Below are 23,544 nucleotides of genomic sequence, written 5' to 3'. Positions count from 1 at the left end.
AGCGTTTTCGGCGCTACCCCCGGTGTTACCTGGAACACCCAAAGCCTTTGACGTGCCCTTTTCCATCGGTATCCTCAAGGACAGCCGACCCGGAGCTCCGGGTAGAGCGCCGTTACCGCCAATCTCTCACCACTTAAAGGGAGTGAGTACTTAACATGTCGAACGTCGGACAGGCCCGTACCGCCGCCGAAATCCAGAAGGACTGGGACGAGAACCCCCGCTGGAAGGGGATCACCCGCGATTACACCGCCGAGCAGGTCGCTGAGCTCCAGGGCACCGTCGTCGAGGAGCACACCCTCGCACGTCGCGGTTCTGAGATCCTCTGGGACGCCGTGACCCAGGAGGGCGACGGCTACATCAACGCCCTCGGTGCCCTTACCGGTAACCAGGCCGTCCAGCAGGTCCGCGCCGGCCTCAAGGCCGTCTACCTCTCCGGCTGGCAGGTCGCCGGTGACGCGAACCTCTCCGGTCACACCTACCCCGACCAGTCGCTGTACCCGGCCAACTCCGTGCCGGCCGTCGTCTCGCGCATCAACAACGCCCTGCTGCGTGCCGACGAGATCTCCCGCGTCGAGGGCGATGACTCCATCGACAACTGGCTCGTCCCGATCGTCGCCGACGGTGAGGCCGGCTTCGGTGGCGCCCTGAACGTCTACGAACTGCAGAAGGCCATGATCAAGGCCGGCGCCGCCGGTACCCACTGGGAGGACCAGCTGGCCTCCGAGAAGAAGTGCGGCCACCTCGGTGGCAAGGTGCTGATCCCCACCCAGCAGCACATCCGCACCCTGAACTCCGCGCGCCTGGCTGCGGACGTCGCGAACACCCCGACCGTGGTCATCGCCCGTACCGATGCCGAGGCCGCCACCCTGATGACCTCGGACGTCGACGAGCGCGACAGCCAGTTCCTCACCGGTGAGCGTTCCGCCGAGGGTTACTACTACGTCCAGAACGGCCTCGAGCCCTGCATCGCCCGTGCGAAGTCCTACGCTCCGTACGCCGACATGATCTGGATGGAGACCGGCACCCCGGACCTCGAGCTCGCCAAGAAGTTCGCTGAGGGCGTCCGCTCCGAGTTCCCGGACCAGCTGCTGTCCTACAACTGCTCCCCGTCCTTCAAGTGGTCCGCCCACCTGGATGACGACGAGATCGCCAAGTTCCAGAACGAGCTGGGCGCCATGGGCTTCAAGTTCCAGTTCATCACCCTGGCTGGCTTCCACGCCCTGAACTACTCCATGTTCGATCTGGCCCACGGCTACGCCCGCAACCAGATGAGCGCCTTCGTCGACCTTCAGAACCGCGAGTTCAAGGCCGCCGAGGAGCGTGGCTTCACCGCCGTCAAGCACCAGCGCGAGGTCGGCGCCGGTTACTTCGACCGCGTCGCCACCACCGTGGACCCCAACTCCTCCACCACCGCCCTGAAGGGCTCCACCGAGGAGACCCAGTTCTAGGACGGCCCGGGGTTCTCCCCGTCGGTTCCTGACTGAGGATCAGACCGGCCGGTCAGCAGAGATGCTGACCGGCCGGTTTTTGTGTGCTCGAGGCGGCATGTCGCACCCTATAAGCGACCTATGTTCGCAAACCGCCAGGTCACCTAAAATGAAGCCCCTTATGGGGTGCGATGACTGACAGAGCAGAATATCCCCCATGCACAGTTCCGACCCCTACCGCCGCTTGCGGTCACGGAAACGGGTCGGGGGCTTGTCCTCGTACAGGCCGGTGATCTGGCGGCGAATATGTTCGCGTCGGTTGTACGTCGCCTCGCGGATCGCCTCGTCATTGTCGAAACTCGAGCCGATCGCGCCGGCCATCGTCCCCAGCGACGCCGTCAGCCAGGCCAGCTTCGCATATCCCCAGGGGAAGGGCTCGTCATTGACCTGGGCGCGGAAGTAGTTCGTGTCGACGATGACGATGGACAATGCCAGTAGCACAGCGAAGACGGTCGTGTAGATCATCGCGGCGGCTATCAGCACCGTCGCCAGCGTCGCGCGGTTGTCCATCCGGGCACGCCACTTCGCCACGCTGTCGGACTCGCGGTTCGGCCAGCGGTTCCAGAGGCCGTTGTGGTAGATCAACCAGAACGTCAACGCCCCGACCGCCACAAGACTGATCACGAACATCCGTAAGAAGGAGATCGTGTGCGACATCTGCCACATCGAGCCGTAGAAGATGCCGTAGGCACCGGTCGCGATCCCGATCGCCAGACAGCCGGTGAGCACCCGGTAAAGCTCGGTCGGGCGGTTCCCCGCCACCATGCCGAGCAGCAGCCGGAACGACCGCCCCCACCCGTCGATGACGCGGGTGGTGTCCGCCTCCGAATCGCCGCCCTCAATGTCGCTCGAGTCCGACACGTCCTCCAGGACGCCGGCACCCGCCGGTTTCTTGCGCAACAGGCGGCTGAGCTCCTGACGCAGACCTTCCTGTGCACGGAGGAAGCCGAATGCGGGCAGACAGAGCATAGTGACGCGTCCCCGGTTCACCGTCTGGCTGATGACGGGGCGTCGGGTGGTCAGCGGCAGGTCGGTCACGTAGATCATGCGGTCCCAACCGTGGCTCTCCATGATGCCGACCGCGCTGTCGGACAGTCGCACACTCCCGTCAAGACTCATCGGAAGGGTGCTGGTGCGGACCTCTACTCGCGGCAACCCGAGAGCATTCAGGTCATCGTCGCTGAGGTTCGTCTCGTCCCGATGCACGCCGAGCTTCTCGAGAACCTTGCGTACTCGCTTCTCCGGAAGCCCCCGGTCGACCATGACGCCGACGGTGAAAATAGGTTCCTTGTCCACGGCGAGAATCGTACCTGGACACAGACTCACGGGGAAAGTGATGCGAGACACGTATCGTGGGGACATGTCTCAGGTTGAATTCGTGCAGATGGACCACACATGGCGCCACCGCTACGAGGCGCTCAACGCCTGGACGTGGCCGTCGTCCTATGCCGCGGAGGAGCTCACCGGGTTGCCTCTGCCGTTCGAATGGGGGCACAGTGTGGCACTGGCCGACAAGCAGGACGGTGACCGCCTCGCCGCAGAAGCTGCGTTCTACCCGTTCCCGGAGCTCGCCGTCCCCGGCGGGCGCCTCGCTGCCAACGGTCTGACTTCGGTGGCGGTACAGCCGACGTACCGTCGTCAGGGACTGTTGCGACGCATGATCGGCCGTTACCTCGACATGAGTGCCACCCGTGGCGACGCCCTCAGCCTCCTGCTGGCCCAGGAGTACGGGATCTACGGACGCTTCGGCTACGGCCATGCCAGTGACGTCGTCACGCTGCGCATCCCCCGCGGTACGCAACTGTCCGCGCCGCAGGGAGTCACGGACAGCGCCGATTTCAGCGTCGACGTGGACTATGTTTCGGCCGACCGGGATGCCCCGTTCATCCACCGGGTGCAGCGGGCCCAGGCCCGTCCGGGCACCCCGGTCCGTGAACTAGCTGGCTTCCAGCACCGGGCGCTGACCTCGCCGCCCGCCCCGGCACAACCACTGCGCATCGTTCGGGTGACGCGCGGTGACGAGCCGGTGGCGTATGCACTGTTCAGTCGACCTCAGGACGAGGGGCCGTCCGTCGCGCCGGTGACGGACTGGAACGCCCTGGGCGCTGCGGCGGAGTACACGCTGTGGCAGGTGTTACTCAACCAGGACCTCATCGACATTGTGGAAGCCCGCCGTGTCCCGGTGGACACTGCCCTGACGTCCCTCCTCCCCGACCCCCGCGCCACCTCCCCCTCGTTGCACGACGATCTCTGGGCCCGCATTCTCGACCTCCCCACCTGCCTGACGGCACGACGCTACAGTGCCGACGTCGACGTCGTCCTGAAAATCAAGGATCCCTTGATCGAGGCAAATGACGGTGTCTGGACCCTGCGCGTCGTCGATGGGAAGGGCGAGGTCTCCCCCACAGATGCTGGAATCACGCCGGACGTGTCACTGTCGATCGCGAAATTGTCCGCCGCGTATCTCGGACGCCCGGTACTCGCTCCGACCGGACGACTCGGTCCGTCCGAGGACCTGGTGGAACACACTCCAGGATCGGTCGACCGCCTCCACACCGCCCTGTCATGGCCTGAATCGCCGGGGACAACCTGGGGCTTCTGAGCACAACCCCGCGCATTCGTCTCGCGCGCAGGGCACCCTCAGCGGCAAAGGCTCTAGGCGTCAGCGACACTCAACTGCCACGTGACCCCGAACCGGTCCCCGACCCACCCGAACTGTCCGAAACCGTAGTCGTCGAGTGGCATGTACACGTCACCGTCCGCACTGAGTTCCGTGAACAACCGCTGCAGCTCGTCGGTCGACTCACATTCCACCGTGAGTGAGACGGCCGGGGTGATGTCCCATTCATGCCGGACGAAACTGTCGCTGCACCGCAGCCGCTGCCCGGCGATCTCGAATTCGGCCATGATGACCGTGCCCTCTTCACCCGGACCGTCCGGTCCATGCCGGTTGTCAGAGATGACCCGACCGTCTCGGAAGATCTCGAGGTACATGGCCATTGCCTCTGAGGCACGCTGACCACGCCCGGGTTGGAATGTGATGAAAGGAACGATCCGGCTCATGACGTCAGTCTATCGGCCTGCGCACTACATGAGCGTTCTGACGAGCCCGGAAACACCTGCGCCCGCGCACACGTCAGGAAGTGACAATGTGCGCGGGCAGAGCAGGCCGAACCCGGGATGATCTACAGGTTGATCATGTGTCCCATGGTGCCCTCGGCGGCCTCCTTGATGGCCTCCGACAGCGTCGGGTGGGTGTGGACGTTGCGCCCGATCTCCTCGGCGGTGAGGTCGAAGCGCTGCGCCAGGGTGAGCTCGGGCAGCAGCTCGGAGACGTCCGGGCCGACCATGTGGCCGCCGATGAGCTCGCCGTACTCGGCGTCGACGACGATCTTCACGAAGCCGACGCCCTCGTTGAGGCCCATCGCCTTGCCGTTGGCACTGTAGGGGAAGGACGCGACCTTGATCTCGCGGCCGTTCTCCTCCGCCATCTTCCGGGCGGCTTCCTCGGTGTAGCCGAAGGAGGCGACCTGCGGGCTGCAGAAGGTGGCCCGCGGCATGTTCTGGTAGTCACCCAGTTCCTGGGTCTCCGCACCGGCGATCGTCTCGGCAGCGACGACACCCTGCGCCTCTGCCACGTGGGCGAGCTGCAGCTTGGCGGTGACGTCACCGATGGCGTAGATGCCCTTGACGTTGGTGCGCATACGCTCGTCGATGTCGATGGCGCCACGCTCGGTGAGCTTCACACCGGTGTTCTCCAGCCCGAAGCCTTCGACACGGGGAGCGAAACCGATGGAGACCATGACGCGGTCCGCCTTGATGGTCTCTGACTTGGAGCCGTCGGCGGCCTCGATGTCGACCTCGACACCGGCGTCGCCACCCAGATCACGCACGGCGGTGGTCTTGTGACCGGTCTTGAGGTTCACGCCGAGCTTCTTGTACTGCTTGGCGATTTCCTTGGAGACGTCCTTGTCCTCGTTCGGAAGGACACGGTCCATGAACTCGACGACGGTGATGTCGACGCCGAAGTTGGCCAGCACATAGGCGAACTCCATGCCGATGGCACCGGCACCGATGACCACCATGGACTTCGGGGCATTCTCGTCGAGGATCTGCTCCTCGTAGGAGACGATGTTGCCGCCGATCTCGACACCCGGCAGGGACTTCACCACGGAGCCGGAGGCGATGATGGCGTTGTCGAAGGTGATGGTCTTGCCGGCGTCGTCACCCTCGGTGATCTCGACGGTGTGATCGTCGGTGAAGGAACCGAGGCCGTTGATCTCGGTGATCTTGTTCTTCTTCATCAGGAAGTGGACACCCTTGACGATGCCCGCGGACACCTTGCGTGAGCGCTTGTGGGCCACGCTGTAGTCCATGCTGATGTTGTCACCCGAGATGCCGAAGGTCTTGGCGTCGTGAGTGAGGATGTGCGAGATGTCCGCGTTACGGATCAGCGCCTTGGAGGGGATGCAGCCGACGTTCAGACAGACGCCGCCCCAGTACTGCTTCTCGATCACTGCGGTCTTCAGGCCCAGCTGTGCCGCACGGATGGCGGAGACATATCCGCCGGGGCCCGCACCGATTACTACTACGTCATAATGTTCAGCCACGTGGTCAAGGATACGACTTTTCGTCCGGGACGTGCAGAGCCGGGGCGCCGTCCACAGTGTTCCCCGACGAAAGTAGAGGTCAGGACGGCGACCGGGGTACTACAGGAAACGCACGATGAGGTCGGTGACCGTCGAGAGGAAGTTGTTGATGTTTCCGCCGAGCACCTCGTTGGAGCTGACGATGAACTGGTCGATGGGAGCGAGATTCACTACTGGTTCCTCTTTCACGTGTGCGGGGATGCGCGCCTTGGTGGCGCGCTCCACCTTAAACGGTCCAGCGACCGGAGTCGCTACAACCGGGCATAATTCATGACGCAAAAAGGGGTGGGACGGCGGGCTGCCCCTCCCGGTCACGTCCCGACCCCTCCCTTCCGGTGACACCGGGGGAGTAACGGGGTTGACGGTGCGACCGTTTCCTCACGTGAAATAGGGTTCGGGCTTACAGACTGCGGGACCACCCGCTATGCTGACGGAGTCTGCCTTGCACCGCTTTACTGACTTTTCTTGTTGAGGACCGAATGAACAAGCGCGCCATCGCCCGCGTCACGGCTGCCGCCGTCGCCACAGCCCTGCCCCTGTCCGTCATGAGTGTGCTCGGCACCGGTGCCGCATTCGCCGGCGAGGCCCAGCCAGCCGCCGCGCCCACTAGCACCGGCGACGGTCGCCCGGACTCCGACTTCCGGAATGGGGCGACGGTCAATAACCCCTTCCCCACCCGCGCGGCTGCTGAAGGCGCCAACTACATCGACGAGTCCAAGGCCGCCTGGCGCGACTACATCTACCAGGCGAAAGACGGCTCCAACGAGGAAGAGAACAGCTCCTGGAAGGCCGGCGACCGCTACAAGCGCATGGAGGAGCGCATGGTCCACTCCAAGGCCATGGACCGTGACATCCCGATCGTAACGATCCGTGCCAAGAACAATCCAGAGACCGCGCCGACGATCTATCTGCTCAACGGTGCCGACGGCGGCGAGGGTGCAGCCAACTGGCTGCGCCAGACCAACGCCGTCGACTTCTACGGCAACCAGATCGGCAACGTCAACGTGGTCATCCCCATGGAAGGCGCGTTCTCTTACTACACCGACTGGCAGCAGCCGAACCAGACCCTCGACAAGGGCGGCAATAAGCAGGCCTGGGAGACCTTCCTGGTCCAGGAGCTCCCCGGACCGATGGAGTCCGCCCTCGGCACGTCCAACCCGAACCGCTCGATCATCGGCATGTCCATGACCGGCTCGACGACCCTGGTCTACGGCGAGAAGTACCCCGGGTTCTACGACTCCGTCGGCGCCTACTCAGGATGCGCCGCCACCTCAGGTGAAATGGCACGCACCGTCGACATCGTCCTGGACCGCGGTAGCGCAACCTACGAGCAGATGTGGGGTGACCGCAACGGCGCGACCGCGCTGGAGAACGACGCGCTGGTCAATGCCGCGGATCTCAAGGACCAGAAGAACATCTACGTCTCCTCCTCCAGCGGACTGATGGGCGAGCACGACGTTCCGTCCGGCGACCGGCTCAACGGCTTCCTCCCCGGCTCGATCACCCCCGCCGTCGAAGGTGGTGCCATCGAGGCCGTGACCAACGCCTGCACCCACATGCTGAAGTCCACCACCGACGCCGAAGGCATCACCCAGGCCTCCAACAACCTGGTGTACAACTTCCGCAACACCGGCACCCACCAGTGGGGCTATTGGCAGGACGACATGTTCGACTCCTGGCCCACGATCTCCGAGGGCCTCTTCCCCGGCAACGGGGCAAAGGCCGTCGAACAGCGCGACGCAGGCAAGGCCGACTACCTGAAGAAGAACCCGGGCATGGGCGCCAAGGGCTCCACCCCGGTGTCCTCCCTGCTGCCGATCACCGACGCGGTTGGCGAGGCACTCGCCGAACAGAATGCAGATGGCGACGAGTAACACGGGCTGACGTCCGATTCCCACCGCCACACGGAAAACAACCGGCCCCGTGAGGGCCCTGTCCGCCGCCACTCTTGTGGTGGCGGTTTCCGGTTATGCGGTCATCGTCGTCGCAGGCCGCGCGCTGGACACCGTCAGCTATGAAGCCTTCTCGGTGTTCTGGGGTCTCTTCTTCGCACTGACCGGCCTGATCGACGGACTCCTGCAGGAGACGACGCGCTCAGTAGCGGCCCGTCACACCACGTCGGGACGGACACTGAGTCCCGACGTCCCCGGCGCACGTCCGATGGCCGTCGCCGTCGGTTTCGCCGTCATCGCCGGACTCCTTGCCGTGGGCCTTGCACCACTGTGGTCGGGAAGAATCCTTCCGGACGGGCAGAACCTCGAAGCCGCCGGGGTCGTCCTGTTGGCCAGCGGGCTGGCGTCCTACACCTTCCAGGCCGTGGTCTGCGGCCTGCTGTCTGCAGCCACCCGCTGGACCACGTTCGCGTGGTTGATCAGCGTGGACAGTGCGGTCCGTATTCTGCTCGCCCTGGTCGCCTGGGCGCTGGGCTGGCATCTTCTCGCATTCCTCCTGGTCACCGTCATAGGTGCCGTGACATGGCTGGGGCTGCTTCTCCTTGTCCCGTCCCAGCGAGACCTGCTGCGGGAAGTGGGAGACGTCGCGACCGGCGAGTTCATCCGGCGGACCGTCAAGGCGATGCTCGCGTCAGGTGCGAATGCGGTGCTGATCACCGGATTCCCTGTATTGATCACCTTCACCACCGGCGCAGATGTCGCTCCCGGGGCCTTGGCCGCCGTCATCACGGCGGTGACGCTGACCCGCGCCCCACTGCTCGTCCCCCTGCAACGTTTTCAACCGGCGTTGATCGTGCATTTCACGCAGCACCGCGACCGGATACTGCGGGCCTGTGTACTGCCGTCCGCGATCATCGTGGGGACCGCAGCTGCCGGTGGCATTGCCGCGTACTGGTTGGCACGCCCGCTGATGCTGGTGTTCTTCGATGCCCACCTCATCAGCTCACCACTGGTGCTCGCACTGTTGACGGTGGCATCTGCATCGACGGCACTACTGATGGTGACCGGTTCGGCCGCGCATGCGGCAGAACGTCATTCCCTCTACCTGGCCGGCTGGGCCGTGGCGACAGTCGCCGCGATCTCTCTACTGCTCATCGACGTCTCACCCGAAGCCCGCGCAGTACTCGCCCTTGGACTGGCGCCGCTGACGGGAGTCGTCGTTCACCTCGCCGTGCTGGCGCGACGCCCGACATTCACCCCCTCGTCGCTGGCAGATTCCTGCGGGAGAACACGGTGACGGCAATGAGGCACACGACGGCGACGACGATCCCCGCGCCGAGCATCTCGGGATAGGTGAACGTGGAGGACAACCGTGTGAGGATCATCGGGAAGAAGAAGCCGATGTAGGTCAACGTGTAGTACGCAGCGGTCAGGCCGGCCAGGTCATCCGGCCCGGCGATGCGCTGGACCTCGGTCAGCCCGCTGATCAGACACAGTCCGTAGGCCGCACCGAGGATGATCGCGACGATGACCGCACTCCACACGGCGATGTCCACTGCTGCGGCGCTGGCGACAGCCATGCCGACGATCACGAGGATCAAGGCGACGATCGGGCCGCGTGCATTGTGCTCGGTGTTGATCCGGGGGCCGAACTGCTGGATCGTGAAACCCGATGCCAGGGCGATGACGGTGAGCAGACCAGAGAAGGCCACAGGCACGTCCACCTGGTCCTGGACCAGCCGAGGTGTGATGGCGTAGGCGACGCCGGCGGCGCCGAACACCCAGGGCGCGATCGGTGCCACCACAGTGAGGAAGCGCGGATGCTTGATCGTCGGCACGAGAATGTCGGACCAGAAGGACCCCTTCACCTTCAGGTGTGCGGACTGGCGGGTCTCGGGGACCGTCATCAGACCGGCGAGGGCGACAACGGAGATGACGCAGTGCACGATGTAGGGCAGCTGCCCGGGAATGGGACCCCATTCCGCGAGGACTCCGGCCAGGCCCGCACCGAGCCCGAAGCCCGCCGTCAGCGACATCGTCGCGCGTTTGGCTCCGGACGACGGCGTCGCACCGGGATCGAACGACGGCGTGGAGAGTTCTTTGATCCACGAACCACCGACCGACATGGCGATACCTACAGCGAGCCCGGCGAGGATCCGTCCGATGAACATGACTGCCTCGGTGGTTTCACCGAGAGCGATGAATATGCTGCCCAGCAGCGCAACTGCCGGCGCCGGGAGCATCACGGCCTTTCGACCGAAGCGATCCGACAGAGGACCACAGATCAACAGACCGACGATGATGCCGACGGCGTAGGACACCAGCAGGGAGTCGACGAAAACGTCGCTGAACACGGCTTCCTGACGGTAGAACACGAGCATGGGGGTGGCTTCGTTCCCGCCCCACGCCACGCTGAACACGGCGAAAGCCACGAACAGCCAGGCTCTGGAGTAGCGGGACGTGCGTCCGGCCGGTCGGTGGTGCGGGTTCAGTGAGGGAACCTGCTCATTGCGTGCGTTCTCGGTCATGCCCCACATGGTAGGACCTCACGATGTCCAACCGCTCACCGAGGGACCTGATTCCCACGTAATATCTAGTGGTATGGCACACACTGACAAGACCCCCGACACCACTGAGATTGCGGCGAGTCTGACCCGCCGCGGCAACGACCGTCCGGCGAAGTTGCGTGATCAGGCGGACCGCGCGGTACGCAAGGCCGTGGCCGCCGAACTCCAGGAGATTCTGGACGGCCGCTGGGCGGACGTGAAGAACGAGACCCGCGCATTGATCGCGGAGAAGAACCTCTACCCGGATGACACACTGAGTATGGACGAGGCACGGGAACGCACCTTGTCCCAGATGTCCGACATGCTCGAGACCGGTGCACCGCGGGGGACATTCCACAAGGACCACGGCGGAACCGGTGATCTCGGTGCCACCCTGACCGCGATTGAAGCGGTGGGTGGCGCCGACTTGTCACTGATGGTCAAGGCCGGGGTGCAGTGGGGACTGTGGGGTGGCGCCGTGGAGAATCTCGGCACCAAGCGACACATCCCGCTGATCAAGGACATCATGGAACTGCGCACGCTCGGCTCTTTCGCCATGACGGAACGCGGGCACGGATCGGACGTCCAGTCAGTGGAAACCACCGCGGTCTACGACCGCGAGACCCAGGAGTTCGTGATCGACACCCCCGTCGCCTCGGCGGAGAAGTGGTACATCGGCAATGCCGCGAAGCACGCCCGCATGGCCGCGGTGTTCTGCCAACTGTTCACGCCGGACGAGAACGGCGACCTCGGAGATTCCCACGGGGTGCACTGCATCGTCGTGGAGGTCCGCGACGAGGACGGGAAGGCCAAGCCAGGCGTCGGCATCGGCGACCACCTGCACAAGGGCGGCCTGAAGGGTGTGGACAACGGGACGTTCACCTTCGACCATGTGCGTGTCCCCCGGGAGAACCTGCTGAACCGCTTCGCGGACGTCTCGGAGAACGGTGAGTACTCCTCCCCCATCGAGTCCGACGGAGCCCGCTTCTTCACCATGCTGGGCGCGCTGATCCGCGGACGCATCACCGTGGGCGCCGCCTCCGGTGCCGCGGCCCGCTCCGCCCTGACGATCGCGACAAGCTACGCGAATCTGCGCCGCCAGTTCGCGGCGGACGACGATCTGCCGGAGAACAAACTCATCGAACACCGGAAGCACCGCCTGCGCCTGATTCCGCTGATCGCACGCAGCTACGGCCTGCAGTTGGCGTCGAACCAGTTGATCGCCCGGATCCACGACCTGGAGAGCCAGGAGATCGACCGGACAGCCATGACGAAGGAGCAGCGGTGGGACCAGCGCGAGCTGGAGGCCCACGCCGCTGCGCTGAAGGCTGCGAACACCGCGCATGCGACCCGTACGATCCAGGAGTGCCGTGAGGCCTGTGGCGGTGCAGGCTATATGACGGAGAACCTGCTGACCACCTTCAAGGCGGATTCGGACGTGTTCACCACGTTCGAGGGCGACAACGTGGTGATGATGCAGTTGGCGGCGAAGGAACTGTTGACCGGCTTCTCCCGCGAGGTCGGGGACCTGAAGCCGTTGGAGCTGGTGCGCTTCGGCCTGGACAACTTCGGCACATTGCTGAAGCGTCGGACGGCAGCGGACACGCTGATCCAGAACCTGGTGGACTCCTTCACCGACCGGGAGGAGACATCCCTCTTTGACCCGGCGAACCAGGTGGAGCTGCTCACCGAGCGCGAGGACCGGCTGCTGATGTCGCTGATCCGTCGCATCAGGCCGGCCCAGAAGATGGACATCAAGGATGCCGCCGATCTGGTGGACAAGGCGCAGGACCACCTCCTCGAGTGCTCGTGGGCCCACGTGGACCGCATCATCCTGGAGGCGATGCTGCAGGCCGAGGCTGAACTCGCAGACGGTCAGGCGAAGGAGGTCATGGAGCAGGTACGTGACGTGTTCGTGTTGAGCATCATCCACGAACACAGCGGCTGGTACCAGGAGCAGAACCTGCTGACGGGAACCAGGACGAAGGCGGCGCGAGCAGCACTGAATGACCTGGTGGATTCGCTTGGCCCCTGGTCGCAGACGCTCGTGGACGCTTTCGCGGTGCCGGAGAACATTGCCGATGTTCCGTTGATGACGGACTACGACGACATGGTTCCGCGGGCACAGACCCACCCTGCCGCGGGTATGTAGCGACAGCTACGTAGCCGTTCCCGCCAGTTGACGTCGCTTACATCGTCCAACATAACCACCCCCGTCATGAACGGCGTAAATGCATGTCGACATAATTCGACCACCCCCGCCAAAGCCGCGTGTTCATCGTTATCTCTTCGTGACCTAACGCCGGCTGATGGGTCTGCGTTAGTGTTAATGGCGCGACACACAGAGCCCCACCGGCTCGGAGTGTCGCGAGACCGTATACGTTCAACCGAAAGGTAGATCATCATGATCGAGACCATCCAGGGCATCATCACCACCGTTTCCGAGGCCATCGTCTCCGTCTTCCAGGACGTCGTTGGCTCCATCAACAACTAGTTGATGCCGTGCCCTCCGGGGCATGCCTGAACACCCCGCCTCCCCTCGAGGGCCAGGCGGGGTTTTCGCGTCTCCACCCCTCCCCCGAGCGAGCATCGGCACAGTCAGCAGAAATTTTCTTGGCATGATGTAACACTTCACTTCCGGCACCGATATTGACCATAGAGCAGCAAGGAGCCACCCCCGGACCCTCGTTGCGAAAACTACAACTTCCGAACCGAAAGGCTGATCATCATGATCGAGACCATCCAGAGCATCATCGACACCGTCGCCACCGCCCTCGTCGACGTCTTCGAGGCTATCGTCTCCTCCATCAACGACTAGTTGATGCCGTGCCCTCCGGGGCATGCCTGAACACCCCGCCTCCCCTCGAGGGCCAGGCGGGGTTTTTCATGCCATGGAGCACCTCTATCAGACGATAGATGTACCCGTTTCCACCCCTGGGACTAACCGCACTTCCCGGGGAGGTTGTGAATACCCCGGCACATATCAGCCAATCGGGTGGAACTTTTAACAGGCTATGTTTAAGATCGAATGTATCGTTGCAACGAGCTGACCCGGTTCAGACTCTCGAATCCCCGCAGCGATCCACCTGTAGATCAGTCGAAAGGTCCTTCACATGGGTATCGTCAGCAGTCTTCTCACCCCCATCACCGCTCTCGTCGGTGGACTCCTTGCCGGTCTTGGCGGGGTCGTCGCCATAGTCGGCTCCATCCTCTAAGGAAGATCACGGGACCACGCTCCCCTTCAGGGGCCCCGACTCAGGAAACTGAGCCGGGGGCTTCGCTCATGGCGGGCCCGCTCACCAGGAGTTGGCAGTCCCCCGTCGTAACCCGAAGACACCCCGAGACCTGCTGACTTCACCGGGGAGGGTCGTTAAGCAATGGGTGCCGTCCCTATCCGCCCGTCCCGCCGCTCCGGAGCTGACTGTCCGGCGGAGTACCCCGGCGGCGCCGCAGCCCGGGAGCATCTCCGTGCAGTCCTGCCCGGCGGTCTCGCCCCGAGTCTGTGCGTCATCGACGAACTACCGGTGAAGACCTCGGGCAAAGTCGACCGGAACGCGCTGCCGTGGCCACTGCCCGGCGCGGACGCCGACGCTGAATCAACCCTTCCCACGGAACTGCGTTGGCTCGCCGAGCAGTGGGCACGCCAGCTCGGCCCATTACCGCTGGAGCCCGGGTCCAACTTCTTCGACCTCGGTGGCTCCTCGGTGGCGGTCGCCAAACTCGCCGTCGACCTCCGGACCGAGTACCCCGCCACCGATATCGGCGCCCTCTACGACCACCCGACCCTGGAATCGATGTCGACCTACCTCGTCACCCTGGACCAGAAGTCCGGGCAACGGCCTGCCCCGGCCCCGATACCCCGCTGGTCAGGAATCGTCCAGTTCCTCGTCGTCTGTGCCATCTACGTCGTCAATGCCGCCCGGTACGTGCTCGGGTCACTTCTGGTCGTCTGGGCACTGGGATTCTTCTTCAACGCCGGGTGGGTGCCGGGGCTCCCGCTGGCGCCCCTCGCCGTCGGCTGGCTGCTCCTGTTTTCTACGCCGGGTCGCGTACTGCAAGGGGTCGTGGCCGCCAGGCTCCTCACCGCAGGTGTCCGACCCGGAGCCTACCCCCGCGGAGGGTGGACCCACCTGCGTATCTGGGCGGCCGAACGCTTCATCACCTACCTCAAGTTCGAACCGTTGCTCGGGACACCGATGACCGCCACGCTGTACCGCCTGTTCGGATGCCGTGTAGGGCGCCACGTGGACCTCCACACCCTGCCCCCGGTCACCGGACTGGCCGTGATCGGACGGGGAACAGCCGTTGAAAACGAGGTGGACATCAACGGACACTGGATCGACGGCGACACCCTCCACGTCGGCAGCATCATCATCGGGGAGGATGTCCGAATCGGCATGCGGACCTTCGTGTCGCCCGGTGCCCGCGTCAATGACGGCGCAGAAATCCTCCCCGGATCCTGTGTCTCCGCGGAAGTCACCGGTGGCCTGCTCCTCGGTGGGACCCCGCTCTCCGAGCGCGGCACCGCCGGCCTGTCCTGGCCTGAGGTCACACCCCACGACGCGGTCGCCGACGGTGCCGTATCCGCGGTCGCACCCGCTCCCCGCCGTCTGCTGTATGCCGCAGGAATCGCCTGGGCCTCGGTGCTCCCGGTGATTGCGCTTCTCCCGGGCCTGTTCCTGATTCTTCCCGGTGTGGTGGAACGCCAGATGTACGAGGAGGTCTTCCCCGTCCTCGCCGCCTGGGCCCTCTGGCTCACCCACGTGCTGCTCCAGAAGACGTTGACATCCACCTACTTCATGTACGCCGGCTGGCTGACTCCGGCGTTCATGCGGCTGCTGGGGGCCCGCGTCGGCGACGACACCGAGATCTCGACCGTCGAGACGATTCCCCACCTGACGTCCATCGGAAGCCGGTGTTTCCTCGCGGACCATTCGCTGTGCACGTTGCCCCGTCACCGCGCAGGGTGGGTCCACGTCGGTACGACCGTGCTCGGAGACGGGTCCTTCGTCGGCAACTCCGCCATCGTCGGTCCGGACAACGATCTGCCTGAGCAGTCGCTCGTCGCCGTCCTGTCCTCTACTCCGCATCATCCCGGACGTGGTTCGTCCTGGCTGGGCCGCAATGCCCGTGAGATTCCCCGGGTGCACCTCGACGCCGACACCTCCCGCACCTTCACCCCCTCCCCCACGCTGAAGAGCGCCCGCGCGCTTGTCGAGGCCGGGCGCTTCATCCCTCCCGTCATCGCCGCGTATATCGACCTGTTCATCGTGTGGGCAGGAACCCTGATCTACATGGACGCGGGGACCGGCTGGGACGGAATCCGTGCCGTCGTCATCTGGTCCTTCCCCATTGTCCTCGCCGCCGGCACCGTAGCCAGCTTCGTCCCCGTCGTCGCCAAATGGATGCTCGTCGGACGGTTCAGGGTGGGACAGCACACGCTGTTCTCCACGTTCGTGTGGCGGGGCGAGCTCGCCGACAATTTCGCCGAGCTGCTCGCCGTCCCCTCGCTGATCCGTGTGTCCCTCGGTTCCCCGCTCTACAACTGGTGGGCCCGGTTGATGGGGACATGCATCGGACGGAACGTGTGGTGCGAAACCTGGTGGCTCCCCGAATTCGACCTGATCACGCTCGGCGACGGCGCCACTGTGAACCGGGGGACCGTCCTGCAGACCCACCTCTTCCACGACCGTGTGATGTCCCTGGAACCGGTCACCCTGCGCAGTGGGGCGACGTTGGGGCCGAACAGTTTCATGCTTCCCGGTTCCACACTGGGCGAACGCACCACCGTGCGTCCAGGTTCCCTGGTGCTGCGGCAGGATGACGTACCGCCCGACTCCGTGTGGGAAGGCAATCCCGTTGTCCACGTCACCGACGAGAACCACACCGCAGAACCCGCCGAGCTGGAGCAGACCCGATGACCACCGACCTTCCTTCCTCGTCCCGCCCTGCCCCGGGACCGTCCCACGTACGCTCCATCTGGGACGGGGAGACCAGCATCGACCCAGGTAGTCTCCGCCCGCGACCGGAACCCGAACCTGATCCACAACCCTCCCGTTGGACGAAGAACGCGGCCTTCGGACCGTCCGGCGACCCCCGCCGCATCACCGGGCTGGATGCGCGCGCGGATTCGCGTTGCTGGGCATGGTCGCGGTGCACACCCTCCCCGCCTACAACGACGTAACAGACGGACCGACGCTGGTCTGGAGTCTCTTCGCAGGCCACGCCGCCGTACTCTTCGGCGTTCTCGCCGGTATCACCGTCGCCATCCTCACCGGTGGTGCTACCCCGCACCACGGCCGTGAACTACGGCGCAGCCGGACCTCTCTGGTCACCCGCGCTGCCCTGATCCTCGTGCTCGGACTTGCTCTGAATCAGCTGGACCCTGCCGTGTACAACATCCTTCCGTTCTACGGGTTGTTGTTCCTCCTGGCAGTTCCCCTGACCAGGCTGCGTATCCGCGGACTGCTGACGGCTGCGGTGTTCTGCGCGCTGGCCGGGCCGGTCCTGATCTTCCTGAGCAACCAGTGGAACGGATACACGACGCTGGACAACCCCAGCGTGACAAGCCTCGTCACCATGCCGACCGACACGCTGCTGACACTGCTGGTCGGCGGAGCCTATCCGGTAGTGACCTGGATGACCTACATCTGTCTCGGTATGGCTGTCGGTCGGATGCGGCTGCGGTGGCTCGTCACCCAGATCCGTCTACTGGTCTACGGCAGCCTCACAGCCGCCGTGGGTTATGGCATCTCGGCCTACCTCATCGACTACGCGGGCGGATTCTCCCGACTGTACGAACTCACTCCAGGCCTCGACGCAGACGATATCCAGGACATACTCGACTACGGACCCGAAGGGCAGCTGCCCACCGACACCTGGTGGTGGCTCACCACGGCCGGCCCCCACTCCAACACCAGCTTCGCCGTGATCGCCTCCGCCGGTCTCGCCATTCTCACCGTCGGTGCATTCCTGGTGATCACCCGGACGCTCAATGACCTGTGTACACCACTGATCGCCACCGGTTCGATGACACTCACCCTGTACACCGCACATCTCCTGTTCCTGACTTTCATCGGTGACAGTGTCGAGGAGCACTCCTCCCTGTACTTCCTCGTGCAGTTGGTCACGATCCTTCTTTTCGCCACTGCCTGGAGCCTCGCCCGCGGTCGCGGTCCTCTGGAGGACATCGTCACACTGACATGCCGGGCAGCCGGGCGTGTTCTCGTCCCTGACAGGTCCCCGGACCGACCGGGCCAGCCAAACGTTACCCACGAACTGCACGAGGAGGGCCGGTGAACCGTATCTTCACGTTCCGACGGTGTGCCGCCGTACTCGGGGTTCTGGCGGTTATCGGCGGCGCATCGGGTATCACGGCCTGTTCCGAGGGCTTCGGTGACCGGTTCCTCCCACACCCTCCCGAGGAGAACACCGCAACGGATGCCGCCGACGGCCCGGGATCCCCTGACCGTCACGGCGATTCCGACGAGGGGGAACGTCGGCCTCCACGAGCCCTCCGTCCAGACCGTCGTGGAGGAGACCGCAGCGAACCGCCCGGAGAAACCGAGACGACGGAACAACCTCCGCATCAGGCTCCGGAGTCTGCCGGGGACCATGCACCGACCGTCGGCGAATCCGTGACCCTGTACCCCGACGGGAAGGAGCTCTCCCTCACCCGGGGCGGGTCCACCCTGCCTTTCGGGGAAACTGCCACCGTCGCCACGTCCGCCGACGACGGGCGGCTCTTCGTGTGGGACATCACCGTCTACGACAAGGTCGTACGGTCCCCGGACCAGGTACGGCTATCCGACCCCTCAGAAGGCCACGGGGTCGACCACTACGTGTGCTACGCGTACGACGTGGTCTTCGTGGGCGTGGACAACCGGAATCCCGAGGACCCGTCCGTACTCCGTGGAGCACCCGACACCGCCCGCACCGCCGTTCCCGCCCCTGGGACGGTCCCGGTTGCCGCTGACCGGTCAGGCACCACACGGCTCCGCGGCGGAGAGGATGACAACTGCGGCATCCCGGTGTCCAACCGTGTCCCGCTCTCGGAAAAGGACCTGGTCCGTGGACACGCCTACGCCCGGGGGACGGTTGCCGCCGTGACGGATCCTGCGGAGTCTGCACCCACCGCTCCGCCAGCGGGTGTACGCTTCGACGGCGGTCCGCTGATCAGCTCCGGTGACGAGGGCCGTCCCGCCCCGCCGCCCCCGGTGTTCTGGCAGTGAGCCGCCAGAACCGGTCAGGAGCTCAACCCGAAGTTCGGGTCGCGCCCTACGTAGGCCATCAGCCGGATCGTCGACGAAGCATCGGCGGGGGTTTCCCGGGGCGGGCCGAAGCCGCCGCGTGCCTGCAACTGCTCGCCGAGTGACTGCAGCCCACCGAGGTTCCGCTCGGCGAACTCCTCGTCCAGCTCGACATCACGGCCCTGGGAGCGGGCGAGGTCCCAGGTGTGCATGAACACGTCCGGGATGAAGAACCCCTTCGCATTCGTCTCAAGGGACTGCCCGGGGATCGGGCCACGGGTAACCAGCGCCTCCGCCTTGACCTCATCCTCCAGCGTGGCCAGGACGATCGCGGCAAACTGTTCCCAGGCTCCGGCCGGATCCGAGTTCTTGTCCTCCGTGACGTCCACCGTGACTCCGACATCCTCCAGGGCGGGGCCGAACCAGCTGATCAGGTGCCCCACGATGTCGCGCGCTGTCCATTCCTCGCACGGGGTCTGCGCATCCCAGTCGTTGTTCCTGGTCTGCTCTGTGAAGCCGTCCGCGATCACGCGGAAACGCTCAGCGGTGTCCTTCGGCACGGACATGGTCAACCTCCTGTTTCACGACCGGGCATCGTCAGCACCCAGTGACTGACCACGAGAGTACCCGCGGGCGAGTCACCGCACGATCAGCCCGTGGTTCCAACCGAGCATGCACACCCCGACGAGCAGAGCGGTGAACACCGCCATGGCCAGGGTGTCTCCGAATCCTGCGGCACGGATCCGCAACGGTCCCGGAAGGAGATGCACCGCACCCCAACGGTCGCCCCCGACAGGTACGAACGGGGCAAAGAACGGCACTCCGGACCGTGTGACCGCATCCCCTGCGCAGTGCACCACGCACCCCACCCCGACGGCGGTGGCCATCACGGACGGCGACAACATCCCGGGCATGTCCCTCGTCACCAGCAGGGTCAGGATGACTGCGATCACCACCGCCCCCACAGACCCCCATTTCCTGACTACCGGACGGACCAACGAGTGCAGCGCCAGAAGCACCAACGTCGCGAAGATCCCGATCGTCACCCGCTGGTCGCCGAGATCGACGGCGCACCATGTCACGGCTGCCGTCACCGCGGCGAACAACAGGGTGTGCGTCGCGGTCCGGTGCCCGCCGACCCGCCTCCCCTGCGCTCCAGTGGCTTCGGCGAACATCGAGGACGCCCGGTTGATGAACACGGACAACAGGCGGCTCACCGGTCCGAGGGTCCGCGCCGCCGTCCCCGACGGGTGATCCAGATCGGGCAGGACGGCAGCCCCGGCCGTGACGCCCGCGAGGACGACCGTCGAGGTGGCGTCGACCGGAATTCCCGTGCTGTATGCCGCCACGACAGCTACCGCCGCTCCTGACGCAGCGCCAGACATCGCATGAGAGGGCCCCATGACCATTGGCGTTCCACCTTCCTCGCAACGACTGCGCCTGCCATCCACTTCCGTGACAGTTCTACAGGCCACCCCGGACGTGAAACGGACCGAGGGGAGAAATCGACCCCATATCACGGACCGAAGAAAGAAAAAGATCGTTTGCTAAAGAAACCGCCGTACGTTAGTTTGCTCACAGCCTGTCTCTCCTCACATGAGAGACAGCACGACTATTCAGGAGACTAAAATGCGCAACCGTACCAAGCTCGGCGCTGTCGTCGCTGCAGCCGCCCTGTCCGTTTCACTCACCGCCTGTGGCTCGGACGACGCTGGTGACAGCACCGAGACATCCTCTGCCACGACCACGACGTCGGCGTCCTCGACGACGTCGGCCACGTCCTCGAGTTCCGCATCGTCGGACGCCGACCGTGGCGGTGAGAACGGCGGCCAGGATGAAGGTCAGGGAAGCAACGGTGAACCCGCTCCCGCCGGGGACAACGGGGGCGCCGGCAGCAACGGTACCGGCGGGGGAGCCGGTACCGGCGGTGGCGCCGGGGGCAACGGCGGTGGAAACTCCGGCGGTGGCAGCAACTCAGACACCGACAAGGAGGACGACAACACCGGGGGCGATGATGAGCCCGGTCAGTCCTCCGAAACGCCCACGGACGGTCCGGAAGTTCCGGACGAGAAAACCACCGGCATGCCTACGGAGCCGAACGACGACCTTACCGACCACTTCGGTGCCCGGTAGGCTCCTCGCCGGTCAGGCGTCACCGTGGACCGTCACGACGTAGCCGTCCGGGTCCACAAAGGTGAAGTTCAGGCCGAAGGGACCGCTCTCAGGAGCCTTGAGGATCTGCGTACCCGCAGAGTCCAGGGCATCGTGCAGATCCTGCGGTCGCTCGGCAGCCAACCAGAGAGCCACTCCGAGCCCTGGGCGCGTCACCCCGTCCAGGTCGACACCTGGAAGCGGTTCCCGGACAGCAAACGGAATTGGGCTAGTAGCGAATACCACGGCTCCCGGAGGGGATGCCGGGGCACGGCGTAGGCCGAGACGCTCCTCATAGAATGCTGCGGACGCCTCCAGGTCACGAACCTGGAGGGCAATGAAATCTGGACCAGTGACAGCCATCGGGATCTCCTTCACATATCGACAATGTCAGTGTCCTGACATATGTCACTCTATGACAGAATGCTGACATGACGCAAGAACCAGTCGCACTCGGCGCCCTCATCGGCTACCAACTCAAAGAGACTCAATCCGTCCTCCGCGCCCGGATGGACGAGACCCTCCGCCCCCTCGGCCTGACGACCCCCCAGTACGTCTGCCTGGAGCTTCTCCGACGTAACCCCGGCGCGTCCAACTCCGAACTCGCCAGAGGCGCCTTCGTCACGAGGCAGACCATGAGCACCCTGCTACGCAGCCTCCGGGAGCGCGGACTGATCGAACGTCCGGCCACCGCCCCCTCCGGCCGGTCGCTGCCCACCACCCTGACAGCCGACGGTGACCGCCTGCTTGACGATGCGACAAGTGACATTCAGGCCATCGAAGCCTCATGGTATCCAGGCTTTCCGATGAGCAGCGCGCTCAACTCCATGAGGCGCTGGCGAGCTGCATCGATGCACTACACTCATAATTCAACGAGGTGAACAACCTGACACGAGGAGAATGCCGCAATGTTCGAGTTTCTGGGAAACCTACTGCAACAACTCATCGAGATCGCGCAGCTGGTCATCGGCTACATCACCCAGGGGATCCCTGGCGGTGGTGGCGGAACCGAGGAATGGCCCCTTCCGGAGGACTGACCGCCCCGCAATACCACGAAAGGCCCCGTCATCTGACGGGGCCTTCGTTTCTGAGCCGCCTGCGAGAATCGAACTCGCGACCTTTTCATTACGAGTGAAACGCTCTACCGACTGAGCTAAGGCGGCGCACGCACTCCATCAACGATGGTGCTGCATACGACGGGTAATCCTAGCGGACAGCTCAACCCTCCACAAAAATGACCCCCGACAGCACCTCCGTTGCAGGTCAGACCTGCCCACAACACTCCCGCAGTCGCCCGACCATGGCCGACAAGGCCACTTCCGGCTTCACGTTGTACGTGAGAGTCTCACGGCACGCTGACACTGCGTCAATACACTGGACCAGATTCTCCGGGGCGTTGCGCCGGGCCAGTTCCCTCGAGACCTTCGACTTGTCGGGATGCAGGAAACCGCCGACCGGCTCATCACCCTCAACAGCGCCCGCCGCGATCATCATCGCATCCCGGTAGAGGCCGGCGATATCGATCAGGGCCAGATCCAACGAATCCCGCAGCATGCGGGTCCGCCGGTTCTTCTGCTCCTTCTCCAACTCCTTGATCTGGCCGGCGGAGCCGGACTGCGCCTTCGCCACACCACGCCCCTTCGCTCCCATCCCCAGGGAACTCTGGAGGTCCGCGAGCTCCTTCTCCTCACGCTCCGCCACGGTGGCAGTCGCCTCCTCCGTCGCCGACGACACCAGGTCAGTGACGAAACGGTACGACTCCCCCGGCTCATACACCAGTCCGGGAAGCTTCAAGGCGTTCGCCCTTTTCGCCCGCGCCTTCTCCTCCGAAGCCAGATGCCGTGCCCGTCCGATATGCCCCCCGGCGACATCCGCCGCCCAGGACGCCTGTTCCTGGGACAGCCCGAGCCGGGCATCACCCAACAGCACGGCCTCCACCTCTGCCCTCGAGGGTGTCGGAACATAGAGGTGCCGACACCGCGACCGCAGCGTCACCGCGATGTCCTCCGGATCCGTGCTCGGGGCACAGAGGATGAACACGGTGCGCTCGGGCGGCTCCTCGATACTCTTCAGCAGTGCATTGGCACTGCTGTCGTTGAAGCGGTCCGCGTCCTCGAACACCACGATCCGCCACGGCGCCACCGTCGGCATCGCCGCCGCGGTCCTGATGACTTCACGCGCCTCGGACACCTGGATCACCACGCCGTCGGTGTGCACCCAGGTGATATCGGGGTGTGACCCTGCGGCAGCGGACCGACAACTGTCGCACCGACCGCAGCCGGGCACGTCCGGATCCTCACACACCAGCGCCGTGGCGAACGCTTTCGCGGCCACTGACCGTCCTGAACCAGGCGGGCCGGTGAACAACCATGAATGCGTCATCGCCGCCGCCTGCCCACCTCCCCGGGCCGCCTCCACGGCAGCGATCAACGGCTCGGTCACGTGGGGGCTCAGCACGGCTGCGGAAAACACGGACTCGGGGAGGGCAGTCACTCCGGACGCTGACGAGGAACTCACAGGGATCCAGTCTAGTCCCCTCCCGCTCCCCTCGTCCGGACACAACGGGGACA

General features: G+C 64.8%; 18 protein-coding genes, 1 tRNA gene and 1 pseudogene. 11 read left to right on the top strand and 9 right to left on the bottom strand.

Going from position 1 to position 23,544, the window contains the following annotated elements:
- Window positions 1–155 precede the first annotated feature (155 nt).
- On the top strand, window positions 156–1,448 hold the full coding sequence (gene aceA / locus BJF89_RS08820; protein WP_075814105.1) for an isocitrate lyase: 1,293 nt from the start codon (window positions 156–158) through the stop codon (window positions 1,446–1,448).
- A gap of 213 nt (window positions 1,449–1,661) precedes the next feature.
- Here aceA and BJF89_RS08815 read toward each other — a convergent pair whose 3' ends face one another.
- The gene (locus BJF89_RS08815; protein ID WP_255372561.1) at window positions 1,662–2,783 is read right to left on the bottom strand and encodes a hypothetical protein; all 1,122 of its coding nucleotides are present in this window, start codon (window positions 2,781–2,783) and stop codon (window positions 1,662–1,664) included.
- A gap of 64 nt (window positions 2,784–2,847) precedes the next feature.
- Between BJF89_RS08815 and eis the strand changes: the two genes are divergently transcribed.
- The gene (eis, locus tag BJF89_RS08810; RefSeq protein ID WP_075814103.1) at window positions 2,848–4,089 is read left to right on the top strand and encodes an enhanced intracellular survival protein Eis; all 1,242 of its coding nucleotides are present in this window, start codon (window positions 2,848–2,850) and stop codon (window positions 4,087–4,089) included.
- A 53-nt stretch (window positions 4,090–4,142) separates the two neighbouring features.
- Here the strand turns inward: eis and BJF89_RS08805 are convergent, their stop codons facing one another.
- Together BJF89_RS08805 and lpdA are read right to left on the bottom strand one after the other, a co-directional pair.
- Complete coding sequence (locus BJF89_RS08805) at window positions 4,143–4,550, bottom strand: VOC family protein (RefSeq protein WP_075814101.1); 408 nt, start codon at window positions 4,548–4,550, stop codon at window positions 4,143–4,145.
- Window positions 4,551–4,672: 122 nt separating this feature from the next.
- Window positions 4,673–6,097: a dihydrolipoyl dehydrogenase gene (gene lpdA / locus BJF89_RS08800; RefSeq protein ID WP_075814099.1), complete on the bottom strand. Its 1,425-nt coding sequence runs from the start codon at window positions 6,095–6,097 to the stop codon at window positions 4,673–4,675.
- Window positions 6,098–6,615: 518 nt separating this feature from the next.
- On the opposite strand from lpdA, the gene BJF89_RS08795 reads away from it, so the two are divergent.
- Both BJF89_RS08795 and BJF89_RS08790 read left to right on the top strand, forming a co-directional pair.
- The gene (locus BJF89_RS08795; protein ID WP_075814097.1) at window positions 6,616–8,010 is read left to right on the top strand and encodes an alpha/beta hydrolase family protein; all 1,395 of its coding nucleotides are present in this window, start codon (window positions 6,616–6,618) and stop codon (window positions 8,008–8,010) included.
- A gap of 49 nt (window positions 8,011–8,059) precedes the next feature.
- Window positions 8,060–9,325, top strand: a complete 1,266-nt coding sequence (locus tag BJF89_RS08790) for a hypothetical protein (protein ID WP_075814095.1) — start codon at window positions 8,060–8,062, stop codon at window positions 9,323–9,325.
- Here BJF89_RS08790 and BJF89_RS08785 read toward each other — a convergent pair.
- On the bottom strand, window positions 9,282–10,556 hold the full coding sequence (locus BJF89_RS08785; RefSeq protein ID WP_075814093.1) for an MFS transporter: 1,275 nt from the start codon (window positions 10,554–10,556) through the stop codon (window positions 9,282–9,284). The genes BJF89_RS08790 and BJF89_RS08785 overlap by 44 nt on opposite strands.
- 73 nt (window positions 10,557–10,629) lie before the next feature.
- Here BJF89_RS08785 and BJF89_RS08780 point away from each other — a divergent pair, with 73 nt between their 5' ends.
- The 4 genes and pseudogenes from BJF89_RS08780 (at window position 10,630) to BJF89_RS08765 (ending at window position 18,805) form a co-directional block, all read left to right on the top strand.
- On the top strand, window positions 10,630–12,726 hold the full coding sequence (locus BJF89_RS08780) for an acyl-CoA dehydrogenase family protein (RefSeq protein WP_075814091.1): 2,097 nt from the start codon (window positions 10,630–10,632) through the stop codon (window positions 12,724–12,726).
- 1,300 nt (window positions 12,727–14,026) lie between these two features.
- Window positions 14,027–16,495: pseudogene (locus BJF89_RS08775) on the top strand (phosphopantetheine-binding protein); the annotation flags it as partial.
- A gap of 223 nt (window positions 16,496–16,718) precedes the next feature.
- A complete protein-coding gene (locus BJF89_RS08770; RefSeq protein WP_075814087.1) occupies window positions 16,719–17,873 on the top strand; it encodes a heparan-alpha-glucosaminide N-acetyltransferase domain-containing protein in 1,155 nt (384 codons plus the stop codon).
- Window positions 17,870–18,805, top strand: a complete 936-nt coding sequence (locus BJF89_RS08765; protein ID WP_075814085.1) for a hypothetical protein — start codon at window positions 17,870–17,872, stop codon at window positions 18,803–18,805. Before BJF89_RS08770 ends, BJF89_RS08765 begins: the two co-directional genes overlap by 4 nt.
- Before the next feature lie 14 nt (window positions 18,806–18,819).
- Here BJF89_RS08765 and BJF89_RS08760 read toward each other — a convergent pair whose 3' ends face one another.
- Together BJF89_RS08760 and BJF89_RS08755 are read right to left on the bottom strand one after the other, a co-directional pair.
- Complete coding sequence (locus tag BJF89_RS08760; RefSeq protein ID WP_075814083.1) at window positions 18,820–19,389, bottom strand: TIGR03086 family metal-binding protein; 570 nt, start codon at window positions 19,387–19,389, stop codon at window positions 18,820–18,822.
- A 72-nt stretch (window positions 19,390–19,461) separates the two neighbouring features.
- Complete coding sequence (locus BJF89_RS08755) at window positions 19,462–20,226, bottom strand: metal-dependent hydrolase (protein ID WP_158026054.1); 765 nt, start codon at window positions 20,224–20,226, stop codon at window positions 19,462–19,464.
- 226 nt (window positions 20,227–20,452) lie between these two features.
- Between BJF89_RS08755 and BJF89_RS08750 the strand changes: the two genes are divergently transcribed.
- Window positions 20,453–20,956, top strand: a complete 504-nt coding sequence (locus BJF89_RS08750; protein ID WP_075814079.1) for a hypothetical protein — start codon at window positions 20,453–20,455, stop codon at window positions 20,954–20,956.
- 12 nt (window positions 20,957–20,968) lie between these two features.
- Here the strand turns inward: BJF89_RS08750 and BJF89_RS08745 are convergent, their stop codons facing one another.
- Entirely contained in the window at window positions 20,969–21,337 is a 369-nt protein-coding gene (locus BJF89_RS08745) for a VOC family protein (RefSeq protein WP_075814077.1), read from the bottom strand.
- 68 nt (window positions 21,338–21,405) lie between these two features.
- On the opposite strand from BJF89_RS08745, the gene BJF89_RS08740 reads away from it, so the two are divergent.
- Entirely contained in the window at window positions 21,406–21,855 is a 450-nt protein-coding gene (locus BJF89_RS08740) for a MarR family winged helix-turn-helix transcriptional regulator (RefSeq protein WP_255372560.1), read from the top strand.
- Window positions 21,856–21,882: 27 nt separating this feature from the next.
- Window positions 21,883–22,011 carry a hypothetical protein gene (locus tag BJF89_RS19465; RefSeq protein ID WP_255372559.1) on the top strand — a complete coding sequence of 43 codons (129 nt, stop codon included), beginning with the start codon at window positions 21,883–21,885 and terminating at the stop codon, window positions 22,009–22,011.
- Between the two features lie 53 nt (window positions 22,012–22,064).
- Here the strand turns inward: BJF89_RS19465 and BJF89_RS08735 are convergent.
- Together BJF89_RS08735 and BJF89_RS08730 are read right to left on the bottom strand one after the other, a co-directional pair.
- Window positions 22,065–22,137 (bottom strand) — tRNA-Thr (locus tag BJF89_RS08735).
- Window positions 22,138–22,237: 100 nt separating this feature from the next.
- A complete protein-coding gene (locus BJF89_RS08730; protein ID WP_075814075.1) occupies window positions 22,238–23,491 on the bottom strand; it encodes a DNA polymerase III subunit delta' in 1,254 nt (417 codons plus the stop codon).
- Window positions 23,492–23,544: the final 53 nt, after the last annotated feature.

This window comes from Corynebacterium sp. CNJ-954 (assembly GCF_001942345.1).
Taxonomy (GTDB): Bacteria; Actinomycetota; Actinomycetes; order Mycobacteriales; family Mycobacteriaceae; genus Corynebacterium.
The sequence above is the reverse complement of the archived record's forward strand: the minus strand, read 5'-3'. Positions and strand labels throughout refer to the sequence as shown.